At 33.3% G+C, this 20,017-nt stretch carries 16 protein-coding genes, 7 tRNA genes and 1 rRNA gene; 1 reads left to right on the top strand and 23 read right to left on the bottom strand.

Translation table 11 applies throughout. The annotated features are described in order from the left end of the window. Positions 1-236: 236 nt before the first annotated feature. The 4 genes from KQI85_RS16950 to KQI85_RS09400 form a co-directional block, all read right to left on the bottom strand. Positions 237-2,048 (bottom strand): NEAT domain-containing protein, encoded by a 1,812-nt coding sequence (locus KQI85_RS16950; protein WP_216575835.1) that lies wholly within the window; start codon positions 2,046-2,048, stop codon positions 237-239. Positions 2,049-2,050: 2 nt separating this feature from the next. Then, positions 2,051-2,230 carry a hypothetical protein gene (locus KQI85_RS09390; RefSeq protein ID WP_216575836.1) on the bottom strand — a complete coding sequence of 60 codons (180 nt, stop codon included), beginning with the start codon at positions 2,228-2,230 and terminating at the stop codon, positions 2,051-2,053. A 151-nt stretch (positions 2,231-2,381) separates the two neighbouring features. Beyond that, positions 2,382-3,713, bottom strand: coding sequence for a hypothetical protein (locus tag KQI85_RS09395; protein WP_216575837.1), 1,332 nt, complete (start codon positions 3,711-3,713; stop codon positions 2,382-2,384). A 48-nt stretch (positions 3,714-3,761) separates the two neighbouring features. Next, positions 3,762-4,244 (bottom strand): hypothetical protein, encoded by a 483-nt coding sequence (locus KQI85_RS09400; RefSeq protein WP_216575838.1) that lies wholly within the window; start codon positions 4,242-4,244, stop codon positions 3,762-3,764. A gap of 426 nt (positions 4,245-4,670) precedes the next feature. Between KQI85_RS09400 and KQI85_RS09405 the strand changes: the two genes are divergently transcribed. Continuing rightward, positions 4,671-7,094 carry a VWA domain-containing protein gene (locus KQI85_RS09405; RefSeq protein WP_216575839.1) on the top strand — a complete coding sequence of 808 codons (2,424 nt, stop codon included), beginning with the start codon at positions 4,671-4,673 and terminating at the stop codon, positions 7,092-7,094. Between the two features lie 321 nt (positions 7,095-7,415). Here the strand turns inward: KQI85_RS09405 and KQI85_RS09410 are convergent, their stop codons facing one another. The 19 genes from KQI85_RS09410 to KQI85_RS09500 all read right to left on the bottom strand — a co-directional run. After that, entirely contained in the window at positions 7,416-9,146 is a 1,731-nt protein-coding gene (locus tag KQI85_RS09410; protein ID WP_216575840.1) for a methyl-accepting chemotaxis protein, read from the bottom strand. 15 nt (positions 9,147-9,161) lie between these two features. Then, positions 9,162-10,463, bottom strand: coding sequence for an extracellular solute-binding protein (locus KQI85_RS09415; protein ID WP_216575841.1), 1,302 nt, complete (start codon positions 10,461-10,463; stop codon positions 9,162-9,164). Between the two features lie 85 nt (positions 10,464-10,548). Then, entirely contained in the window at positions 10,549-11,070 is a 522-nt protein-coding gene (locus KQI85_RS09420) for a nucleoside recognition domain-containing protein (protein ID WP_216575842.1), read from the bottom strand. A 57-nt stretch (positions 11,071-11,127) separates the two neighbouring features. After that, a complete protein-coding gene (locus KQI85_RS09425; RefSeq protein WP_371820588.1) occupies positions 11,128-11,703 on the bottom strand; it encodes a nucleoside recognition protein in 576 nt (191 codons plus the stop codon). 87 nt (positions 11,704-11,790) lie between these two features. After that, on the bottom strand, positions 11,791-12,654 hold the full coding sequence (gene rsmI / locus KQI85_RS09430; protein WP_216575843.1) for a 16S rRNA (cytidine(1402)-2'-O)-methyltransferase: 864 nt from the start codon (positions 12,652-12,654) through the stop codon (positions 11,791-11,793). A 38-nt stretch (positions 12,655-12,692) separates the two neighbouring features. Then, on the bottom strand, positions 12,693-13,433 hold the full coding sequence (locus KQI85_RS09435; protein ID WP_216575844.1) for a tRNA1(Val) (adenine(37)-N6)-methyltransferase: 741 nt from the start codon (positions 13,431-13,433) through the stop codon (positions 12,693-12,695). Next, entirely contained in the window at positions 13,423-14,334 is a 912-nt protein-coding gene (locus KQI85_RS09440; protein ID WP_216575845.1) for a stage 0 sporulation family protein, read from the bottom strand. The genes KQI85_RS09435 and KQI85_RS09440 overlap by 11 nt, the downstream gene beginning before the upstream one ends. A 35-nt stretch (positions 14,335-14,369) precedes the next feature. Then, positions 14,370-15,410: an ATP-binding protein gene (locus KQI85_RS09445; RefSeq protein WP_216575846.1), complete on the bottom strand. Its 1,041-nt coding sequence runs from the start codon at positions 15,408-15,410 to the stop codon at positions 14,370-14,372. A 180-nt stretch (positions 15,411-15,590) separates the two neighbouring features. Next, complete coding sequence (locus KQI85_RS09450; protein WP_216575847.1) at positions 15,591-16,034, bottom strand: YaaR family protein; 444 nt, start codon at positions 16,032-16,034, stop codon at positions 15,591-15,593. Between the two features lie 481 nt (positions 16,035-16,515). Then, positions 16,516-17,094, bottom strand: a complete 579-nt coding sequence (locus KQI85_RS09455) for a guanylate kinase (protein WP_216575848.1) — start codon at positions 17,092-17,094, stop codon at positions 16,516-16,518. A gap of 108 nt (positions 17,095-17,202) precedes the next feature. Further along, entirely contained in the window at positions 17,203-18,795 is a 1,593-nt protein-coding gene (locus KQI85_RS09460; RefSeq protein ID WP_216575849.1) for an aminotransferase class I/II-fold pyridoxal phosphate-dependent enzyme, read from the bottom strand. Positions 18,796-19,194: 399 nt separating this feature from the next. Continuing rightward, positions 19,195-19,267, bottom strand: a tRNA-Lys gene (locus KQI85_RS09465). 28 nt (positions 19,268-19,295) lie between these two features. Continuing rightward, a tRNA-Phe gene (locus KQI85_RS09470) sits at positions 19,296-19,368 on the bottom strand. A 4-nt stretch (positions 19,369-19,372) separates the two neighbouring features. Further along, positions 19,373-19,446: transfer RNA gene (locus tag KQI85_RS09475), tRNA-Met, on the bottom strand. 10 nt (positions 19,447-19,456) lie between these two features. Then, positions 19,457-19,538 (bottom strand) — tRNA-Tyr (locus KQI85_RS09480). Between the two features lie 22 nt (positions 19,539-19,560). Next, positions 19,561-19,633, bottom strand: a tRNA-Thr gene (locus tag KQI85_RS09485). Positions 19,634-19,640: 7 nt separating this feature from the next. Continuing rightward, a tRNA-Val gene (locus tag KQI85_RS09490) sits at positions 19,641-19,713 on the bottom strand. A 33-nt stretch (positions 19,714-19,746) separates the two neighbouring features. Further along, positions 19,747-19,820 (bottom strand) — tRNA-Asp (locus tag KQI85_RS09495). A gap of 78 nt (positions 19,821-19,898) precedes the next feature. Then, positions 19,899-20,017, bottom strand: a 23S ribosomal RNA gene (locus KQI85_RS09500); the annotation flags it as partial.

The raw sequence follows: 20,017 nt of genomic DNA on the forward strand, positions 1-20,017 counted from the left end.
TCTGTATCTGTTACTAATTCCATATATATTGCTAGTCTCGTATATATTGCCAATTCTGTCTATATGTTATTAATTCTGTCTATATCCATTCTCATGCATCTTACATTATTTTTTATATATGCGATATTATCTATGGCTTTAGTCACTTGCAATCGCATAATGTATAATAATCAGTTTCAGCCTTTCTATATGCAAAAAATATTAGATTATAGGCTTATATCACTTATAATTATCTTCTATAATCTATATAATCTTCGTCTCTTACTATAATATGTAATCCCTGCAATACCGCCTGTTATCAACACTGTAAGAATTATAATTATCATAGATATTACAATACCAAGTTTTGATGCTTCTCTAAGTGTTATATTATTAGAATATTCTGCCGCATTGACTTCACTATTATATTCATCTGAGTTTCCTTTATTACCACCTTGTATAGCATTAGACAAATTGCCTGATTGGCTATTATTTAATGTATTTTTTAGTTCACTATCAGTTGTGTTATTAGCCATCAAGTTTCCTTGTGGTGTAAGTGTACCAGTTGTTGCAGTAAGGTTTCCTGACACGCTTGCTGTTATGTCAGTTGTAACATCTGAATCGCCTGTTGCAACATCACTTCCACTATTATTCTGATTACTGCCACTTACCCCACTCCAATCTATTTTTAATCGAAATCTCTGTACTGCCATTGCAAGATTTATCTTCTCCATATATGCCACACCTGCTGTTACTAATTGATATTCTCCTGCATCATTAAGCCTGAATGTAAAACCATCATATTCTCCCTCATTATATACACTGGCTCTTATGCCATTATATTCAAGAAATGTCATCTCACTTTTTTTAAAATATACTGTAAGTGTGTATATTCCATTATTAACATTTATTTTTGCCTGATTTTTCATATATGATGATGCCATGCTCTTCTCATTAACATTTTCTTTATATGCACTTATATTAACCATATAATCACCATTAATATATGTACCTGCATTATTGTATGTATTGTTATTCTGACTATTTTCATTACTGCCTTCGTTATTGCCTGAATTATTCTGATTATTATTAGTATTATTCCCATTATTGTCATTATCTGTGTTGTCGCCTGAATTGTCATATCCGGAATAACCAGATAGTTCAAGCCTTATCCTTGCTTTCTGTGTTCCAAATCCTGCTGCCATCTGCTCCATCGGAATTACCATAACAGTAACAGGCAATGTATCCGTAAGTTTTTGCAGATTTATAACATGTGTATCATACATCTCTCCATCTATCTCTTTTACATTCTCTTTTTTTACTAATCTTTCACCATTGTAATTAATATATTCAACTGCCTGAACACCAGATGCTTTGTCATACCAGTGTTTTATATATATAGTAAGTGTATAATCATTTTGATTTTTAGTAATCTCTGCTTTTTGATATGCATAATCATTAAGTACACTCTTATTATCTAATGTCTCCTGAAGTACAGTAATTGGTATTTCTGTACTACTGCTGTCATCTTTATTATTATTGTTGTCACTATTATCATTCTTATTATCATCGCTATTATTATTGTCATTTTTATCTTCAGTAACATCAATATGCATATTTATATGAAATACATAATCTGTTATCTTTGAATATATCTTATAAGTATAATCATTCTGTCCCTTTGTATATGGAAGTTCATAGTAATCCCATTCTCCATTATCATATTGTGTTCCGCTGCTTTTTACCGGATTATATGTCTTTCCTTTGTAACTAATCTTTCCAAGCCCTTTATAATATACAATAAGCTTATCTCCATCTATTATTGCATCTTCATAAAAAAATATATCTCCTGTATCAAATGGATCTTTGCTAAGTATCTCATTATCAATTGTTGCATGAATTCTCTTAGCCAAACCATCTGCAGCCCATATAGTCATTGTCCCCATTCCTATGTCTGTAAAAGAATTATTACTATCTTTATAAAATATTGTATATGTGTTACATGTCCACATAGTAATAATTATTGCGAGTATCTTGCATACATACCCTGACTTCTTATTTTTCTTCACAATCACACTCCCTTTCCTTTTCTCTTTTTATCCTTTCTCTCTTTTATATTTTCTTTTTTTGTTTTTCCTTTTTTATATTTTTTATCTTTTCTTTTTTTGTCTTTTCTTTTTTGTCTTTTCGCTTCTTTACTTTTTTCTTCTTCATCTTTTTTAAGTAAAAAATCTCTACATTTTCTTCTCATATTTGTATTGTAATCTTATGCACAATTAATAAAGTTCCACCACCAGCCTGGTGGCGGAACCTGTATGATCATGTATATTTTTATTACCTGCATAGCAAAAGCATACCATATAATAATATGCTTACTTATATATCATCTTATATCAAGTGTATTATTCTGCTTCTGAATATTCAATGTTAAATACTGTTGTTCCCTGATAATCACCTTTTACTTTTACATCATCTGCTTTTACACTGATATCAGCTGTTGTAGTTGCTGATTCTGTATATGATACCGTTCCAAATGAGTTAGCAAATGCAATAACATTTGAACCACTGTTTAAGCTGCCATTCTCTGGTGCACTTACTTTTACTGAACCATTTTCAGGCATTGATTTTACATCTACAACTACATCGTATGACACTACTGTATCTGTATCTCTGCTTAATTCTCCAAGTGAGATCGATGCCGGTATTGTTACATAATATTCTGCGTCTTCTTCTGCTACTGATGCTGTGATAACTACTGACTGCTCTTCCTTCTTAGTTGTATCATCATCTTTTGCATCTTCTTTTACAAATGATAAGTCAAAGCTCTGCACTGCAAAGTTAGGATTGATTGCTGCCATCTGATTAACATATACTGTAAGATTCATAACATCTGCCACTTCGCTTACAGAGATTACAAATGCATCATAAGTTACTCCGTCAATTGTCTTTGCATTAGCATATTTTTTAGCTTCTGCATCATTATATTTTACATATCCAAGTTCACCTGCATTAGCATATAATGTAACACTGTGTCCATTTTCTGTATCTGCTACAATTACATTATTATATAGATAATTTGCCATTGAACTCTTATCTGTTGTTCCGCTTTTATATGCATTAATTTCTTTTTGTTCTCCCTGTGCCTCTACATATTCTTCCTTAGAATCATCCGTTGTCTCAGCTGGTGTAAACTGTGCATTATCCATATCAAGTATCATATAAAAATACTGATATGTTGACATTACTGCATTAACATAAGCTGTACAGTATAATGCTCCATCTTCGTCATTTTCAACCGCTTTTGTTGGTACTGTTACTGTAATTACATCACATTCATAATCTCCTGCTGATGTAAAACCAAATCCTGTTCCAAATGATTTTGTCTCTTTATTGTCGCTGTCTATTGATGCCTCATAATCTGTTCCATCTACTGTGAATTTCACTTCTGTAAGTGGCTGTCCTGCACTGCTGAATGCAGGAATCGGATCTACTACATAGAATGTAAGTGTTGTGTCTTCTCCTTTTACCTCTGCTGTTGCATAATCATAGAAAAGACTGTCACACATACTTGCTGTATTAATATCTGATGACTTCATAAAGTGTGTCTCTGCAATATATGTACCATCTGCGTATGCTGTATTAGTTGTGTCTGCTGCAAATGCCTGAATATTCATCTGTGACAGTACTGTTACTGCACAAAGTCCAAGCGAAGCTGCTCTTTTTAAATTTTTCATCCTCTTTATCCTCTTTCTTTCTAGATATACTGTTTCATTACTTTTCGCTTATCCTACTATCAGTGTACACTTAGTTGTAGCTCCGTTAAGAGGTACAAAGTTTCCATCAGTTGTGAATGTATGATATTCTATTATCGCTTCATACTCACCAGCTTCAAGTTCATGATTAAGCTCGATATCATATATGTGACTTCCCGGTTCTATATAACCCGACTGATATATAAGATCGCTAGAATCACTTATATACATATCAATCTGAAAATAACATGGATTATCTTTTGGATTTTCAAAGTTTACACTTACATTCCTAGTTCCCGCATCAATGCTTATTGTACGAAACCCCGGAATCTTAATTCCTGCAGATATTCCTGCTTCTTTTTCATCTCTTGTCTGGTTCTCCTCAAACATAGGTGTTGTCTGTTCTTCATTCCCTCCACCGATTGAAGGTCGCATTAAAAATATTGCAAGCAGTATAATCCCCGCAATAACAACGCCTATTCCAAGTTCTTTTAGAAACTTAAACTTCTTCATATCAAAACGCCTTTCAGTTATAACTAATATTAGTTAGTTTTATCTAACGTGGATTATTCTAGCATTTATTAATATTAAAAGTCAATAAAGTGATATGATAAGTTTTCTCATTAATTATTTATATTTTGCTGATATTTTCTTTATTTTTATCATATTATAGAAAACCCTAGTTACAATTAGTTATCTCTAACTCGCAATTAATCCAATATTTTTCGATACTATCTTCTTATTTTTATTATCTCATCTTCGTATTAGCACGTTAAATTCCTTATTATTACTTTTTTCATATTTACAAATCTTTACATTTAACGTACAATTCAAATTGTCTATATTATATGTACAATATATTTTTATACATAATTAACAAGGGAGTTTATATTCTTACAGATATTAACAATATCTGTTCTTTAACAAGGGAGGAAAATAATGAAAAAAAAGAAATTCTTATTAAGCATGATAGTTATTCTTGCTATCTTAACTGGTATAACCGGCGGATATTATTATTTTTTCTTTGACAAAAATGATATTTCTGCATCTATGAACATCTCACCGGCAACTGCTCATGTACATCACAATGATCCATTTGACTTTGCTCTTACAGGAGGATATATCGCTAAAAATGAAAATCCTGATGACGATGCTGACGGCGATGGTCTTACTAACAAAGAGGAAGATGAATATAAGACTGATAAGCATCTTATAGATACTGATGGTGATGGTATTAGTGATTATGATGAGATTAATACTACTAAGACTGATCCTCTTAATCCTGATACTGATGGCGATGGTCTTAGTGATGGTGTCGAAGTATTAGCTGGTCTTGATCCTCTTAAAGCTAAAACTGATGGCAAGACAGATGACAGCAAAGTTAAGACTACTAACAATATAGATTATGACGATCAGTGTTCTTTTTCTATAAAAGGCAATGCAGATGTTCATTATTGTTACTTTAATGAACTTAATCTTACAGGTTTTTCATCTACACCCGGCGTATTAAGTCCACTTTATGAGTTCTATTATAAGGCTGATTTTGATACTGCTGTACTCACAATAAAATATGATGAAGATTATCTGTCTGAACATAATATTAATACATCTGATATCGGAATATATTCTTTTAATCCTGTTGATGCATCTTTTTCTAAAGTTAAAGATCAATCAGTTGATGCTGACAACAATGCTGTTCGTGCAACAATAAGTGAGTCTGGTAAATATGTTCTTTGCAATGCAACTACTATTGGCAAGAATAGCAAACCTGAAGTTGTACTTCTAATTGATAATTCAGGAAGCATGTATTCTGAAGAAGATTGTCCTGGTTCTGATGAAAATGATGTTGATTTTAAGCGTCTTGATATGGCTTCAAAGTTAATTGAGATGTGCGGCGATGATGCTTCTTTTTCAATATCCAAGTTCACTTCTACACCTACTGAACTTGCATCAATGGGTTCTGATGCTGATACTCTTAATGCTGCTTTAGATAAGATTAGAACTGAAGACGAGGCCTTCGATGGTACAGGTATCGCTGATTCACTCTATGATTCAGTTGACAGATTCTCATCTTCTGATTCTTCAAGAAAATTCATAGTTCAACTTACTGACGGTGCCGAATCTCATGGTCTTTTCAGCTTTGCTTATCACAGTATTAACGACGCTATAGAATATGCTACAGATAATAATGTTACTATAATTACTATCGGTCTTGGAACTGCTGTTGATACCGATGTTCTTACCGAAGTTGCTTCTCTTACAGGTGGCCGTTATGTATATGCTAATAATTCTAATGCTCTTGAGGAAGTATATAAGACTATTATGAGTGCAATTAATTATGATCTTGAGAATAATACTTTTGTTCTTGCAGATTCAGGTTTTAAAGCTGATATTAATGGATTCTCTTTTCCTAATTATGGTATCGTAACTGATGATAATGATTACTCAAACGGACAATGCTTTGGTATGGCTATGTTCTCACAGCTTTACTATACAGGCAATCTTCCTGTTACACTTTCTGCGTCTTCACATACATCTAATACGATTATAAAGAACACACTTACTGCCGATGAATATGACCTTGGAAACAATACATTCTTCTCAACTGACGGAACTTCAGTTAATACAAAGAACAATCTGTATGATTATAACAACTCAGCTACTAAGGCTTATAAAGATCTTAAAGCTATAGATCCTACTAAACGTTTTAGTGTTGATGACGATGGATATCTTCAGTTTACAGATGAAGCTAAAGCTGTTATTGCCAATTGTAAGTTTATTAAGACTAAAGTTGTTGAATGTGACGATGAGCAAACACTTGATGATGGAACTAAGTATACTTCTTATGATTCTGTATATTTCTCACTTGAAGGCATAGATGAAGATGAGCTTACAGGTGAAGATCTTGAGATCTATGAGATGTTTACTGCTATATCTAATCTGTTTACCAAACAGTTTTCTTCTGAATGTGATGAGAATACAACCTCATTCCCTACTGCTAATGTATTCTCTGGCGAGAATCAGAATGAGCAGCTGACTGATATAATCAATTCACTTAACAGTGGTAAACCTTATATTCTGTCTATCAGTAATTCTACTGCCGGACATGCTGTTGTTGCAACTAAGATTATCCGTTCTCTTGACAATGCTGATGATCTTAAGATTGTTATCTATGATAACAATTCACCTGGTGAAGAACATTATATCACTGTAAAAAGATGTAGTTCTTCAATTCTTGACCTTGATGCCACATCATGGGCAAATGGTATGTACTATGAAGTATATGATACTGAGAAAATTAATCCTTATTCTAATCCTAAAAGCGATATAAGTGTTGATATGTATCTTCCTAGTATTAATTAATAATATTTTATACATAAATAACCTATATGTACTAAATCTTATATGTGTTAAGACTTATATATACCAAAATTTTTATGCAAATATAAAGCTTCGGCACAGGATATTTATTATCATCTGTGCCGAAGCTTTTGTGTTTTATATTACTTGTTTGTGTTTTATATCACTTGCTTACGTCTTATATATTTTCTCTATATCTTATAATATTTCCAGACAGATTAATGGCTTATATCACCACAGATATACCAGTATGCGTTTCGTAGATAACTATACCAATCGGATTTACAGACAAGTGAATGTTTTAGTTATTTCGAAAACAATATACTAGAGTACCGTAAATACTGATGTCTCTGTCTTAAGCTGTTTGGATATCTCTTTATTCTCATCCATTCTTCTTGTGATATTATCCATATCTGTAACAAGTACCTGTGTACTGTCTGCTGCACTTGTTACACCATTAACACCTTCTTCAATAGCTGTTGTTATTGTGCTTATAGAGCCCGCAATCTCTGCTATGTTACCATTAAGATCTTCTGTTTTTGTTGAGAAATCATTCATAACTTCTTCAATATATGTTGCATCTTCTCTATATTTTACGCCTCCGGCAACAAAAGTCTCAAACTCAGGAAGTATTGATTCATTAAGATAATTTACAATGCTTGTTGAATGTTCTGACAGATTATGTACTGCATTAGTTACTATCTTGTTGATATCCTGTATTCGGTTAGCTGTCTCTCGGCTCGAATCTGCAAGTTGTCTTATCTCATCTGCTACTACTGCAAAACCTTTTCCTGCTTCTCCTGCTCTTGCAGCCTCAATACTTGCATTAAGTGCAAGAAGGTTAGTCTGACTTGATATACTTAAGATATCATCTGTAAGATTATTTACCTGATCTACACTTCTGCTATCTTCAATTGCTTCTTCAAGCACTTTAAGAATCTCATTAACTTTAGCTGATGTTACTTCTTTATTCTTCTTAGCTGCCTGCTCCATCTCATTAGCACTTGTCTTCATGTCTTTTGCATAATTGTTAATCTCGTCTGATTTATCTGCTATTGTCTTTACTTCTTCTTTTACAGTATTAGCATTGATATTAATAGCTCCTGCACTGTTAGATACTTCCTGCATTGTTGCTGCAAGTTCTTCTGTAAGTGCTGAAAGATCTCCTGCACTTGTATTAGATGTCTTAACGCTTTCAAGAACCTCATTGACAACTTCATCCATCTTATCTGAATTCTCTGTTATTGTTTTTAAGATATGCTGCATCTTCTCCATAAATGTATTAATACCTTTACCAAGAGAGCCTATCTCATTATCATATTTTACAGTTATTCGTTTTGTAAGATTACCTTCTCCATTATCTATACTGCTTATTATCTCTTTAATCTCTTTTTCTGCTCTTACAAGTGGATCTGTAACACATCGTACTACTACTATTATTGTAAATATTGCAAATAACATTCCTACTATTGCTGTTGTTATATTAGTACTAAGTGATGCTGTATATACTCCTGCAAGTTCTTTTTTGGATGCTTCAAGTTTTTTATTAATACTATTTGTTATATTCTCTATGCTTGTATATATCTGTTCTGCATATACTGCGACATCATTGTTAGCACTGTAATATGCTGCTTCTGATTTACTATTTGCACTATATGCAAGGAGATTCCTTATTGACATCTTATATTCATCATATACCATCATTATGTTGTCATAATCTGACTTATAATCACTGTCTATACCATCTCCAAACTCTTTTAACAAGGCTTCAAGACCTGCTTCATCTTCTTTTATTTTACTAACAACACTTATCTTCTGTTCAAAACTTGTAGCTGTTATGTGTGAAAGTGATTCCTTATGTATTGTATTGGCATATTTTTGTATATTAGCTAACTGTTCTATACTCTTTAAATGCTTATCAATAATAATATTGGCACTATTGTTAACTTTTTTCATACTTGCTAGTCCTGTATAGTTAGTAATTATCAGCATAATTCCTACAAGAAGCACTGGCACAAGTATCATTGTTCTTATACTTAATCTCTTATCTTTCATACTAATAATCTCCTCTTAGTTTCCTATTAATGCTGTTATTTTCTTAACCAAATCATCCATAACTTCCTGAAGGTTTTTGTTATCAGGATTACCGCTAGCCATAATCTCTCCGAATCTTTCCATTGGATACCAATAATTGCCGCCAATTCTTTGTAGTTTTGCATATTGAGACTGCTCGATTATTGCATTTATTGCAGGTGATGCTTTTACTTCGCTTGAATCTGATGCATTTATATTAGATGGACCAAGTCCTCTTTGAACAAATCTCTCTTTCTGACTATCTTCATTAGTAAGCCAATCTGCAAGTTTCTCTGCCCATTCCCTATTATCACTATATGAGTTAACACCAAGATACTTATATCCTGCGTATGATGACATCTGTATCTGCTTTCCGGCACATGTATATGTTGGAAGTTTTACTGCTCCATAGTCATCTCCCCATGCTTCTTCTATTGATGTTTCAAGCCATACGCCACTTACACCTGCTATTATACTGCCATCTTTTACTCCTGCTTCAAATTCATCATCTCCAGCATTTAAAAATCCCGGATTCTTAGCAATGTTAATCATAGCTTCTGCCACGTCAATACCGTTGATATCACCATCTGTTCTGTTCCAGTTACAATAGTTAGTAACACCATCATCGTTAAGATACATATCCATTCCGGTATTTCCAAAGAATGAATACATATACCATCCTGATGACCAGTCCATTAGGAACTTTTTGCCATTTCTTGCTGCTGCGTCCAGAATTCCATCTAATGTCTTTACTTCTTCGTCTGTAATATATTTTTTATTATAATATAAAAAATATCCATTATCTGCTGTCATTGGATATGCATACAGCTTTCCATCTATTGTTGCTGCTTCAACTGATGTTTCTATATTGGCTGATTTTACTGCTTCTTCATTTTCAATTGGTTCAAGCACACCTGCTGCTACAAATGCCATAATCTGGTCATCAGGAAATGCAAATACATCTGGTGCATTAGTTATATCTCCAAGCAGAGAGTCTTTACAGTCACCTTCAACCATAGGCTCATATGTTATTGTTATATTTGCCTCATTTTTATATTTTTCAATGAATGCGTCTGTAAGGTCCTTAATAAGAGCTTCATCATTGGGTGCACTCCACAATTTTAACGAGACATCTCCTCCCGGTAATGTAGTCTGCACTTCATTTGTCTGCTCTTGTTCAGTACTGCTATTATCAGTAGTGTCACTGCCTTTATTACCACCACTTCCACATCCAAACAATGTTGTTGTTAATAAACATGCCGTTACTGTAATCGCAGCCCACCTTTTCTTAATCGTCATTATGCATTACTCCTTCCTATATACCATTGCTTTTTTTTAATATTAATTAGTCCTACAAATCATTAGTGTTTTGGTATATATATCGTCACATATTGCATAAAATTATACTTACAATTGTTCCAATTCCCAAAGAAAATAATGCTCCCGGTATTATCCACCTTGTCTTTTTAACTTTTATTTCCATACAATACATACTTACCGTATAGAATAGCGTCTCACTGCAACACATAAATAATGATGCCATAAGTCCTTCGCAGGAATCTGTCCCATATTCTCTGAATATATCAAGCACAAGTCCTGTCGCTGCTGATGCTGAGAACAGTTTTACAATCATAACAGGAACTACTGCTCCCGGAACCATAATATATTCTGATATTCTTCCAACTGTCTGCCCTATTGCGTTAAGAAGTCCTGAATCTCTCATTATCCCGACTGCTGCCATAAGCCCTACAAGTGTCGGAAATACTCCGATTACTGTCTTAGCCCCCGTCTTTGCACCTCTTACAAAGCTTTCGTATACATCTGTCTTATTAAGCAATCCATTTAATACTATTGTAGATACCATAAGTGGTATTATAAGCTCCGAAAGATATTTCACTATGTTCATATTCTTCTCCGACCTCATCTTCTTCATAATAATTACATATCTTATTTTTTGTTATACTTATTGTTTCCTGCATCTTATTCTGCAAAATATTGCTGCTGCAAGTGTTGATGCTGTCGTTGCTATAAGTCCTGGAAGTATTATCCCCCATGGATTGACACTTCCATATTGACTTCTGTATGCAATTATATTAATTGGTATTAGCTGAAGTGAAGATATATTAAGTACGAGGAATGTGCACATCTCATCTGATGCTCTCACTTCGTTAGGATTTTGCATTTTCTTTAGTTCACGCATTGCGCTAAGCCCTGATGCTGTCGCTGCCCAGCTAAGTCCACACATATTAGCTATAAAATTCGATGATATATATTCTCTTGCTTTATTTTCTTTTGGAATATTTGGAAAAAAGAAATTAATTATTACACTCATCTTCTTGGTCATACTTTTTATTATTCCGCTATCTGCTGCGATCTCCATTATTCCACTCCAGAATGACATTATTCCAAGCATTGTAATAGATAATGATACTGCATCTTTCATTGAATTCATTATTCCGTCACTTATGTCTGACATTCTGCCTGTTAAGGCTGCATATACTATTCCACCAATTATCATTATTCCCCAGATTATGTTCACACAAAAAATCCCCACACCAATATGTTTATACTAACTATATTCCTGTGGGGATAACTTTATAACTAAGATTTATTTTGCATCTATGTGCTAATCTTGCTGATTCAATGTCATATTATAGATATCTCTTTTTGATACTCCTCTGTCTTTTGCTACCATTTTAATAGCATCTTTTTTGGCAATGCCCTGACTGATATACATATTAAGATGTTCTTCAACTGTCATTGCATCAAATTCCTGCTGTTTTTCTCTCTCTATCTCTTCAAATGTCTTTCCTTTTATTACAAGAACATATTCTCCTCTTGGTTCATTATCTTCGTAATAAGAAAGAGCATCATCAAAACTACTCATATATGCATTCTCATGTTTCTTGGTAAGTTCTTTGCATATAGTGAGTTCTCTGTCACCACCAAAGACTTCTTTAAGTTCTATCAGCGTTCTTATAAGCCTGTGTGGTGCTTCATATATTATTATTGTTCGTGTCTCATCTTTTAACTCATCAAGTATATGTTTTCTCTCTTTTTTGTCAGTTGGAAGAAATGCTTCAAAACAGAATCTTCTTGTCTCTCTTGCTGATATTGTAAGTGCTGTAACACATGCTACCGGTCCTGGAAGTGATGTAAGTTCAACTCCTGCTTCTCTACACTGTTTAACAAGTTCTTCGCCAGGATCTGATATTCCCGGTGTTCCGGCATCTGTAATCAGAGCTATATTAACACCTTCTTTTAATTTTTCAACAAGATATCTTGCTTTTTCTACTTTATTGAATTCATGATAACTTGTCATAGGTGTCTTTATACCATAATGATTGAGAAGTTTTATACTATGTCTTGTATCTTCTGCTGCTATAAGATCAACTTCTTTTAATGTATTAAGAACTCTGATAGTTATATCTTCAAGATTTCCTATTGGTGTTGCACACAGGTACAACTTACCAGCTGTATTTTGCTCCATCTTATTCTCCTCTTTATCTTATTGACATACACTAATGTCTATTCGCTTTCGTAGAGTTCATATACTTCTTGTGTATATACGCCTACTTCTTTATAGACGATAAGTGGTTTTTCTACTTTTAACATTGAACCTGCACCTTTTATTCCTTCTATAAGCACCATATTAGGTTCTTTATCTGCAAAAGGATATACCATTCTCATTCTCTTTGGTTCAAGCTTATATTCGTGCATAAGCGTTATTATCTCAACTAATCTGTGCGGTCTGTGTACCATATAAAAACGTCCATTTTCATTAAGTATCTTAGATGCTTCTCTTATTATATCTTCAAGTGTACAGAGTACTTCATGTCTTGCTATCGCTTTTGGAAGATCCGGATTCTTAAGTCCATGATTGTCATTCATATATGGTGGATTGCATGTAATTACATTAAAAGAAGCTCCTTTAAATATATCTGAAGCTTCCACTACATTACCTTTTACAATATCTATCTTATCGCCAAGATTATTAAGCATAACACTTCTCATTGCAAGATCAGCACTTGTATCCTGAATCTCAAGCCCTGTATAATGACTTCCTTTTGTCCTTGCTTCAAGAAGTATTGGTATTACTCCATTCCCTGTACAAAAATCAAGTACTTTTTCATCTTTTTTTACTTTGGCAAATGCACTTAATAGTACTGCATCCATACCAAAGCAAAAAAGTGAAGGATTCTGTATTATTCTATATCCATTACGCTGCAGGTCATCTATTCTTTCATTAGAATTAATATTAATTGTCATCTAATAATGATTTCCCTTCTTTTTTCTCAAGAGCCTCAAGTGCTTTAAGTTCTTCGTCATTAATATTTAATTTTTCTTTCTTTCTTCTTGGCTTAAACTTAAGTTCACTTACTTTATACTCTCGGATTTCTTTTTCATCATTTTCGAGTGTAACTATAACTTTAACCAGCTGTCTTAATACGCTGACACTCTGTACATCACCTCTAAGACCATCCGGAGTTCCAACATTATCGCCTACAACTGGAAGTTTGCTATTAAGTTCTTCATAAGTCTCTTCTTCATTCTTAAGGCAACACATAAGTCTTCCGCATACTCCTGATATCTTGCTTGGATTAAGTGACAGATTCTGTTCTTTTGCCATCTTAATTGACACAGGTGCGAATTCTGACAGATATGAATGACAGCACAATGGTCTTCCACATATTCCTATTCCTCCGACTATCTTTGTCTCATCTCTTACACCTATCTGTCTTAATTCTATTCTTGTCTTAAATACAGATGCCAGATCTTTAACCAGTTCTCTAAAGTCTATTCTTCCATCTGCAGTAAAATAGAATAATACTTTATTATTATCAAATGTATATTCTGAGTCAATAAGTTTCATTGACAGACCATGTTTTGTTATCTTCTCAAGACATATCTTAAATGCCTCTTTCTCTTTTTCTTTGTTGTTCATCTCTATCTGATCGTCTTCTGGTGTTGCTATTCTTATAACCGGTTTCAAAGGCTGTATTACCTTCTCGTCTTCAACTTCTCTTGGGCCAATAACAACATGTCCATATTCAACACCTCTTGCTGTTTCAACTATTACATGCTGTCCTGCCTCTATGTCAAGGCCAACCGGGTCAAAAAAGTATATTTTTCCAGCACTTCTGAATCTGACCCCAATTACTTTTATCATATTAACCTCCATCTATATTATCTGAATAATTAAAATTAGTTTTCTTTTATTGTAAGTATCATAAGCTCAAGTGTCAATTGAAAATTAACATTTGCACTAAGCCTCTGTCTGGCTTTTGCCATTGCATTAAGAATATTCTCTATTCCATTGTATGAATGTCTGTTTGCCTGCTCTCTTATGCTGCCAATTTCTTCTTTAAATATCACTGAATTAGCATCATTTGTAACTTTAAACATTAATACATCTCTATACCATATCATAAGAATATCAATATAATCATTAACAGAAATCTTGAATTCTTCTATTTTTTTAATTGCATCAATAATCTCACCAATTTCCATATCATCTATATATTTTACAAGATGAATTGCTTCTGTTTTTACTTCATCAAATTCTTCTGTCTTGGCAAGTTCTATTGCTTTACCAACATTACCCTGAGCAAATGACACACACAGATTCGCTTTATAATCCGGAATCTGATATTTCTTCATAATATACTCTCTTATTATGTCTTCTCTTACAGGCTTCATAGATAACATTACACATCTTGATGTTATTGTCTGTAAAAAAGCACCCGCATTATTAGTTATGAGTATAACAATAACATAATGTGGAGGTTCTTCTATTGTCTTTAGGATTGCATTTTGAGCCTGAACATTCATCTTCTCTGCTTCGTTAATTATATATATCTTATAACGTCCTGCATACGGTTTTATCTGTGCATCATTAACAATCTGTTCTCTCACGTCATCTACAGTTATGGTATTTGGTTTTTCATGCGTTATCCATATTATATCAGGATTATTATGTGAATCTGCCTGTATACACGATTTGCAATGTCCACATGGTCTTTCATTCTCATCAACACACATAAGTGCTTTTGCAAATTCCAAAGCAAGAAGTGTTTTTCCGGATTTATCTTCGCCATTTATAATATATGCATGGGATACTTTATCATGCTTCATTGCCTCTTTAAGGTGCATTACTATTGCATTGTTACCAATGAATCCTTCAAAACTTTTATCATATGATATACTTTTTTCTTCACTATTCTTTTTGTCATTCTCCACGCTCATCAGGTCCTCCATTATCTCTTATTATGCCGCCAGGCTGCTATTAATTTACTCCTCATCAGGTAAGTATAAATTTCCATCAATTAAGTATAACTTTTTATAGGATAAGTATAGTTTTCCATCAATTAAGTATAACTTTTATAGGATAAGTATAACCTTCCATTAATTAAGTATAACTTATTATCAGGTAAGTATATCGAGTAATAATCCTCTTATTTCTCCCACTTTTCCAAGTATTGTAAGGTTATCTTTTTCATCTTTAATAAGCTCTGATGCAAGTGCATCAAGATTCTCATCTACTTTTCTCACAATTCCATATATTCTGTGTCGTCCTCTTCTGTCAAGAAAATTTTCTCTTGAAAACTTATGTGATCTGTTTATAACTTCATTGAGAAATCCTTTAACAAGTTCACGATATGTCTTCATATCTTTTATATCCATATGCTTTGACAACTTATCACCCTGCTCAGTAATTCTATCAATAAGCCCATTGAGTCTATCTTTTAATTCTTCTTCTTCAATGTTGCTAACCAGTGTAAATTTAAAATTATCATCAGTATTAACTGCTGTCTTTGACTTATCTGCAACCTGATTTACAGGTTGAAGTTCATTTACTCTAATATCCACTCGAAACCCTCCATTTTTAGATTGACATAATCTACGTTATCCTTATGTATATTATCGTCTATTTTTTATATTTATTACCACTGTATAGACTTTTAAGCTGTTTTATTTAACACTTTGGATCTATCTTAACAAAGTCATCATGCAACAAGCAATTATTCTATTATAAGCAGGTTTTGTTCTGTAATATGTTTTGTATTATAGATTTCACTTGGGTTATATAATTGCTTATATTACATAATATTCACTTGCATTATATAGTTTGGCTTGTATTATATAATTCACTTGCATCATATATTTGCTTGTATTACATAATTCACTTGCATCATATATTTGCTTATATTACATAATTCACTTGCATCATATAGTTGCTTATATTATATAATTCACTTGCATCATATAGTTGCTTATATTATATAATTCACTTGCATCATATAGTTGCTTATATTATATAATTCACCTGCATCATATAGTTTGGCTTGTATTACATAATATTCACTTGCATTATATAATTTTTTATATTGTTTACACATTCTAAAAAATCATAATTTTCAAATTTTTTCTCTATACCAAGTTTTTCTATATTCTCCTTAGCAAAATCCGCTTCATCAGCAAGATACCTTCTACATATCTCATCATATCGTGGGCTTGCCTGCTGCTTTTCTCTGTTTAAGGATCTTATAAGTCTGGTATAATCATCAACTTCAATATACAATGGTACTACTCTATCTCTGCCATAATATCTTAAAAAACATTCGTATGATTCAAGTGTCCCAATTATAAGATAATTATCAGTTTCATTAATATTACCATCATCAGCTGTTGCATAACACCACTCTCCTGCAACAGTATTATAACTTCGCATTTCTATAAGATTAAGCTTTTTCATATCTTCTTTTGTAACAAAAAAATACTCTACTCCATCTGTCTCGCCTTCTCTTATTGGTCTTGTTGTATATCCTGTTATCTTCTTAAGATTAAGTTCACCGTCTTCTATAAGCTTCTTATATATGCTATCCTTTCCACATGAACTTTTTCCCATTAGATAAAATATCTTTCCCATTTTTCTCTACCCTTTTATATTGCTTTTTTGTTTAAATAATTACTATGCTATCTTCTTATTCAACATTGTGTTTACTAGATTATAACATATATCAAACTATGTATGATATTATTTTTTTACAATAGTTATATCTCCATCTTCTGTAATACCAATAAGATTAAGTTCCATATCTATATATTGTATAATCTTCCTGATAATTGCATCTGAGATCACTTCACCTGGAACAATAATAGGACTTCCTGGTGGATAAAGATATACATAATCATACGAGATCATACCCTGAGATTCTACGAGTTTCACAGTTTCACAATTACTATTCAAAGCTTCATATATCGTCATTTTTTTAGCCGGAGCCTGATTAATTTGTATATACTCTGACCTACTATCAGTCACATCAATTCTATCATTTTTAATTATGTCACAGTTCTCCTGTTCATCACCTGATATACATTTTTTTTCTTTAACGCATCCTTTTGCATTAACAATGTCAACGCATCCACTCATTGTTGCAATCTCACTTAATGCATTATATAAAATATCATAATGTTCAAAATTATCACATAATGATGTCATTCCTATTACATATCTCTCAGAAGCCATCTCAAGCTGTATTCCATATCTGTCATGAAGAATGTTATATAACTGACTTCCATTTAAAAAGTCCGATTTTATAACAAGCTTTGACATATCATAATCATACATTGTATATCCATAATTCTCCACAAGACTTATCCCATTAAGCCCATTAATTCGTCTTCTCAAAGACATAAGATTATTATAATAATCCTCTATAATCCCACCTGTTTCTTCTCTGCACATAAATCTTGTACAATTATCCATAGACGCCATCATAATATATGAAGGACTTGAACTTTGATATATTCCAAGATATCTGTGGACTTTACTGCTATTAATTCTGTCTGAACATATATGCAATATTGCTGTCTGTGTTAACGATGGCAATGTCTTATGAAGACTCTGAATCACAAGATCTGCCCCCTCATATATAGCTGATTTTGGAAACATATCCATATATGGGAGATGTGCCCCATGTGCTTCATCAACAATAAGAACAGCATTATACTTATGTACAATTTCACTAATTCTCCTTATATCAGATACAACCCCTTCATACGTTGGCGATGTTATAATAACAGCTTTTGTATCTATATTTTTTTTCAACATTTCTTCAAGCTTACAAGGATCTATTCCACAATATGCACCTGTATCTTTGTGCATTTGTGGATAAATATATTCTGCTTCAAGTTCCTGGTGGAAAAGTGCATTATATACTGCTTTATGACAGTTTCGTGCAACAATTACCTTATCTTTTTTATCAGTCACACCATAGATCGCCGCTATAAGCCCTACAGTACTCCCATTAACAAGATATATACTCTCTCTTGTTCCATATACTTTTGTAGCTAATTCCATACTCTCCTTTATAATTCCTTCAGGATTATGATAATTATCAAAACCATCTATCTCCGTAATATCTATCATAAAAGGATTAACAAAATTCATATACTCCACATTTCTCTTATGTCCCGGCATATGAAAAGGAATGTTTGTATGGTCTTTGTATGTACGTTCACAGTATTCTAAAAGTGTTTCATATAAAGGATGACTATATTCTTCACTATTTAAAATATTACCGGTACATCTATTAGCAATGCTTTCACTATCCTTATTTTTTATCATGATAAATCCTTTCTGTAATACACTACATTAAGTGCTTACATAATTCATATTTCCAACATAATCTATCTTACTTCTATGCGATTATAGATTATAAAGCAACTTATAGTATATCACAATATTGCCAACATAATACATAGCCAATTTATCTGCTAAAATTGGCTGTCTCATATTCAACTTATACTATACAACTTACTCCACCATTTCTACCAACTCCTACTCAACTTATGCTATCAAATCTTCCCAATATACTCTCTCTAACTTATACATCTACTAATAATCTCACAACAAAAAAGGCTGTATCCCTCATACTTCTTAAGGAATACAGCCTTTCAATTACTCTTATATATTATTAGAAACAAAAAAACGCTACCAAACAAATAGTAACGTCTTTGTTAATAATGAGACATCGGGGATTCGAACCCCGGACAACTTGATTAAAAGTCAAGTGCTCTACCGACTGAGCTAATATCCCATTTTTTACATAACCACCTAAGTGGAAATGCCCAAAGCCGGAATCGAACCAGCGACACGAGGATTTTCAGTCCTCTGCTCTACCGACTGAGCTATCTGGGCTTAGTAGCGGGGGCAGGATTTGAACCTACGACCTTCGGGTTATGAGCCCGACGAGCTTCCAGACTGCTCCACCCCGCGTCAATATAAATGGATGGAGAAGGATTCGAACCTTCGAAGACGAAGTCAACAGATTTACAGTCTGCCCCCTTTGGCCGCTCGGGAATCCATCCATATGCTGCACAAAAAAATGCAAGCCGACAATCGGACTTGAACCGATAACCTGCTGATTACAAATCAGCTGCTCTGCCAATTGAGCCATGTCGGCATATATATGGGACCAATAGGGCTCGAACCTATGACCCCCTGCTTGTAAGGCAGGTGCTCTCCCAGCTGAGCTATGATCCCACATTATTTAATTATCATTGTTTCACAATGAAACGACCCGGATGGGGTTCGAACCCACGACCTCCGCCGTGACAGGGCGGCGCTCTAACCAGCTGAGCCACCAGGCCAAATGAATATTATATATTCAAAACTACACGCTGAATTTATATCTTTTAGAATCCTTTTTCTGAGGTTAACCTCTTCTTTTGGTTAAGTCCTCGACCTATTAGTAACAATCAGCTGCACGTGTTACCACGCTTCCACCTTTGTCCTATCTACCTTGTCGTCTTCAAGGGGTCTTACAGCTTGCGCTTGGGATATCTCA

It is taken from the genome of Falcatimonas sp. MSJ-15, from assembly GCF_018918265.1.
Taxonomy (GTDB): Bacteria; Bacillota; Clostridia; order Lachnospirales; family Lachnospiraceae; genus Falcatimonas.

Coding starts and splice junctions, on each gene's coding strand:
- KQI85_RS09390 (WP_216575836.1), bottom strand. CDS start 2,230: ATGAGAAGAAAATGTAGAGATTTTTTACTTAAAAAAGATGAAGAAGAA.
- KQI85_RS09395 (WP_216575837.1), bottom strand. CDS start 3,713: ATGAAAAATTTAAAAAGAGCAGCTTCGCTTGGACTTTGTGCAGTAACA.
- KQI85_RS09400 (WP_216575838.1), bottom strand. CDS start 4,244: ATGAAGAAGTTTAAGTTTCTAAAAGAACTTGGAATAGGCGTTGTTATT.
- KQI85_RS09405 (WP_216575839.1), top strand. CDS start 4,671: ATGAAAAAAAAGAAATTCTTATTAAGCATGATAGTTATTCTTGCTATC.
- KQI85_RS09410 (WP_216575840.1), bottom strand. CDS start 9,146: ATGAAAGATAAGAGATTAAGTATAAGAACAATGATACTTGTGCCAGTG.
- KQI85_RS09415 (WP_216575841.1), bottom strand. CDS start 10,463: ATGACGATTAAGAAAAGGTGGGCTGCGATTACAGTAACGGCATGTTTA.
- KQI85_RS09420 (WP_216575842.1), bottom strand. CDS start 11,070: ATGAACATAGTGAAATATCTTTCGGAGCTTATAATACCACTTATGGTA.
- rsmI (WP_216575843.1), bottom strand. CDS start 12,654: ATGGAGCAAAATACAGCTGGTAAGTTGTACCTGTGTGCAACACCAATA.
- KQI85_RS09435 (WP_216575844.1), bottom strand. CDS start 13,433: ATGACAATTAATATTAATTCTAATGAAAGAATAGATGACCTGCAGCGT.
- KQI85_RS09440 (WP_216575845.1), bottom strand. CDS start 14,334: ATGATAAAAGTAATTGGGGTCAGATTCAGAAGTGCTGGAAAAATATAC.
- KQI85_RS09445 (WP_216575846.1), bottom strand. CDS start 15,410: ATGAGCGTGGAGAATGACAAAAAGAATAGTGAAGAAAAAAGTATATCA.
- KQI85_RS09455 (WP_216575848.1), bottom strand. CDS start 17,094: ATGGGAAAGATATTTTATCTAATGGGAAAAAGTTCATGTGGAAAGGAT.
- KQI85_RS09460 (WP_216575849.1), bottom strand. CDS start 18,795: ATGATAAAAAATAAGGATAGTGAAAGCATTGCTAATAGATGTACCGGT.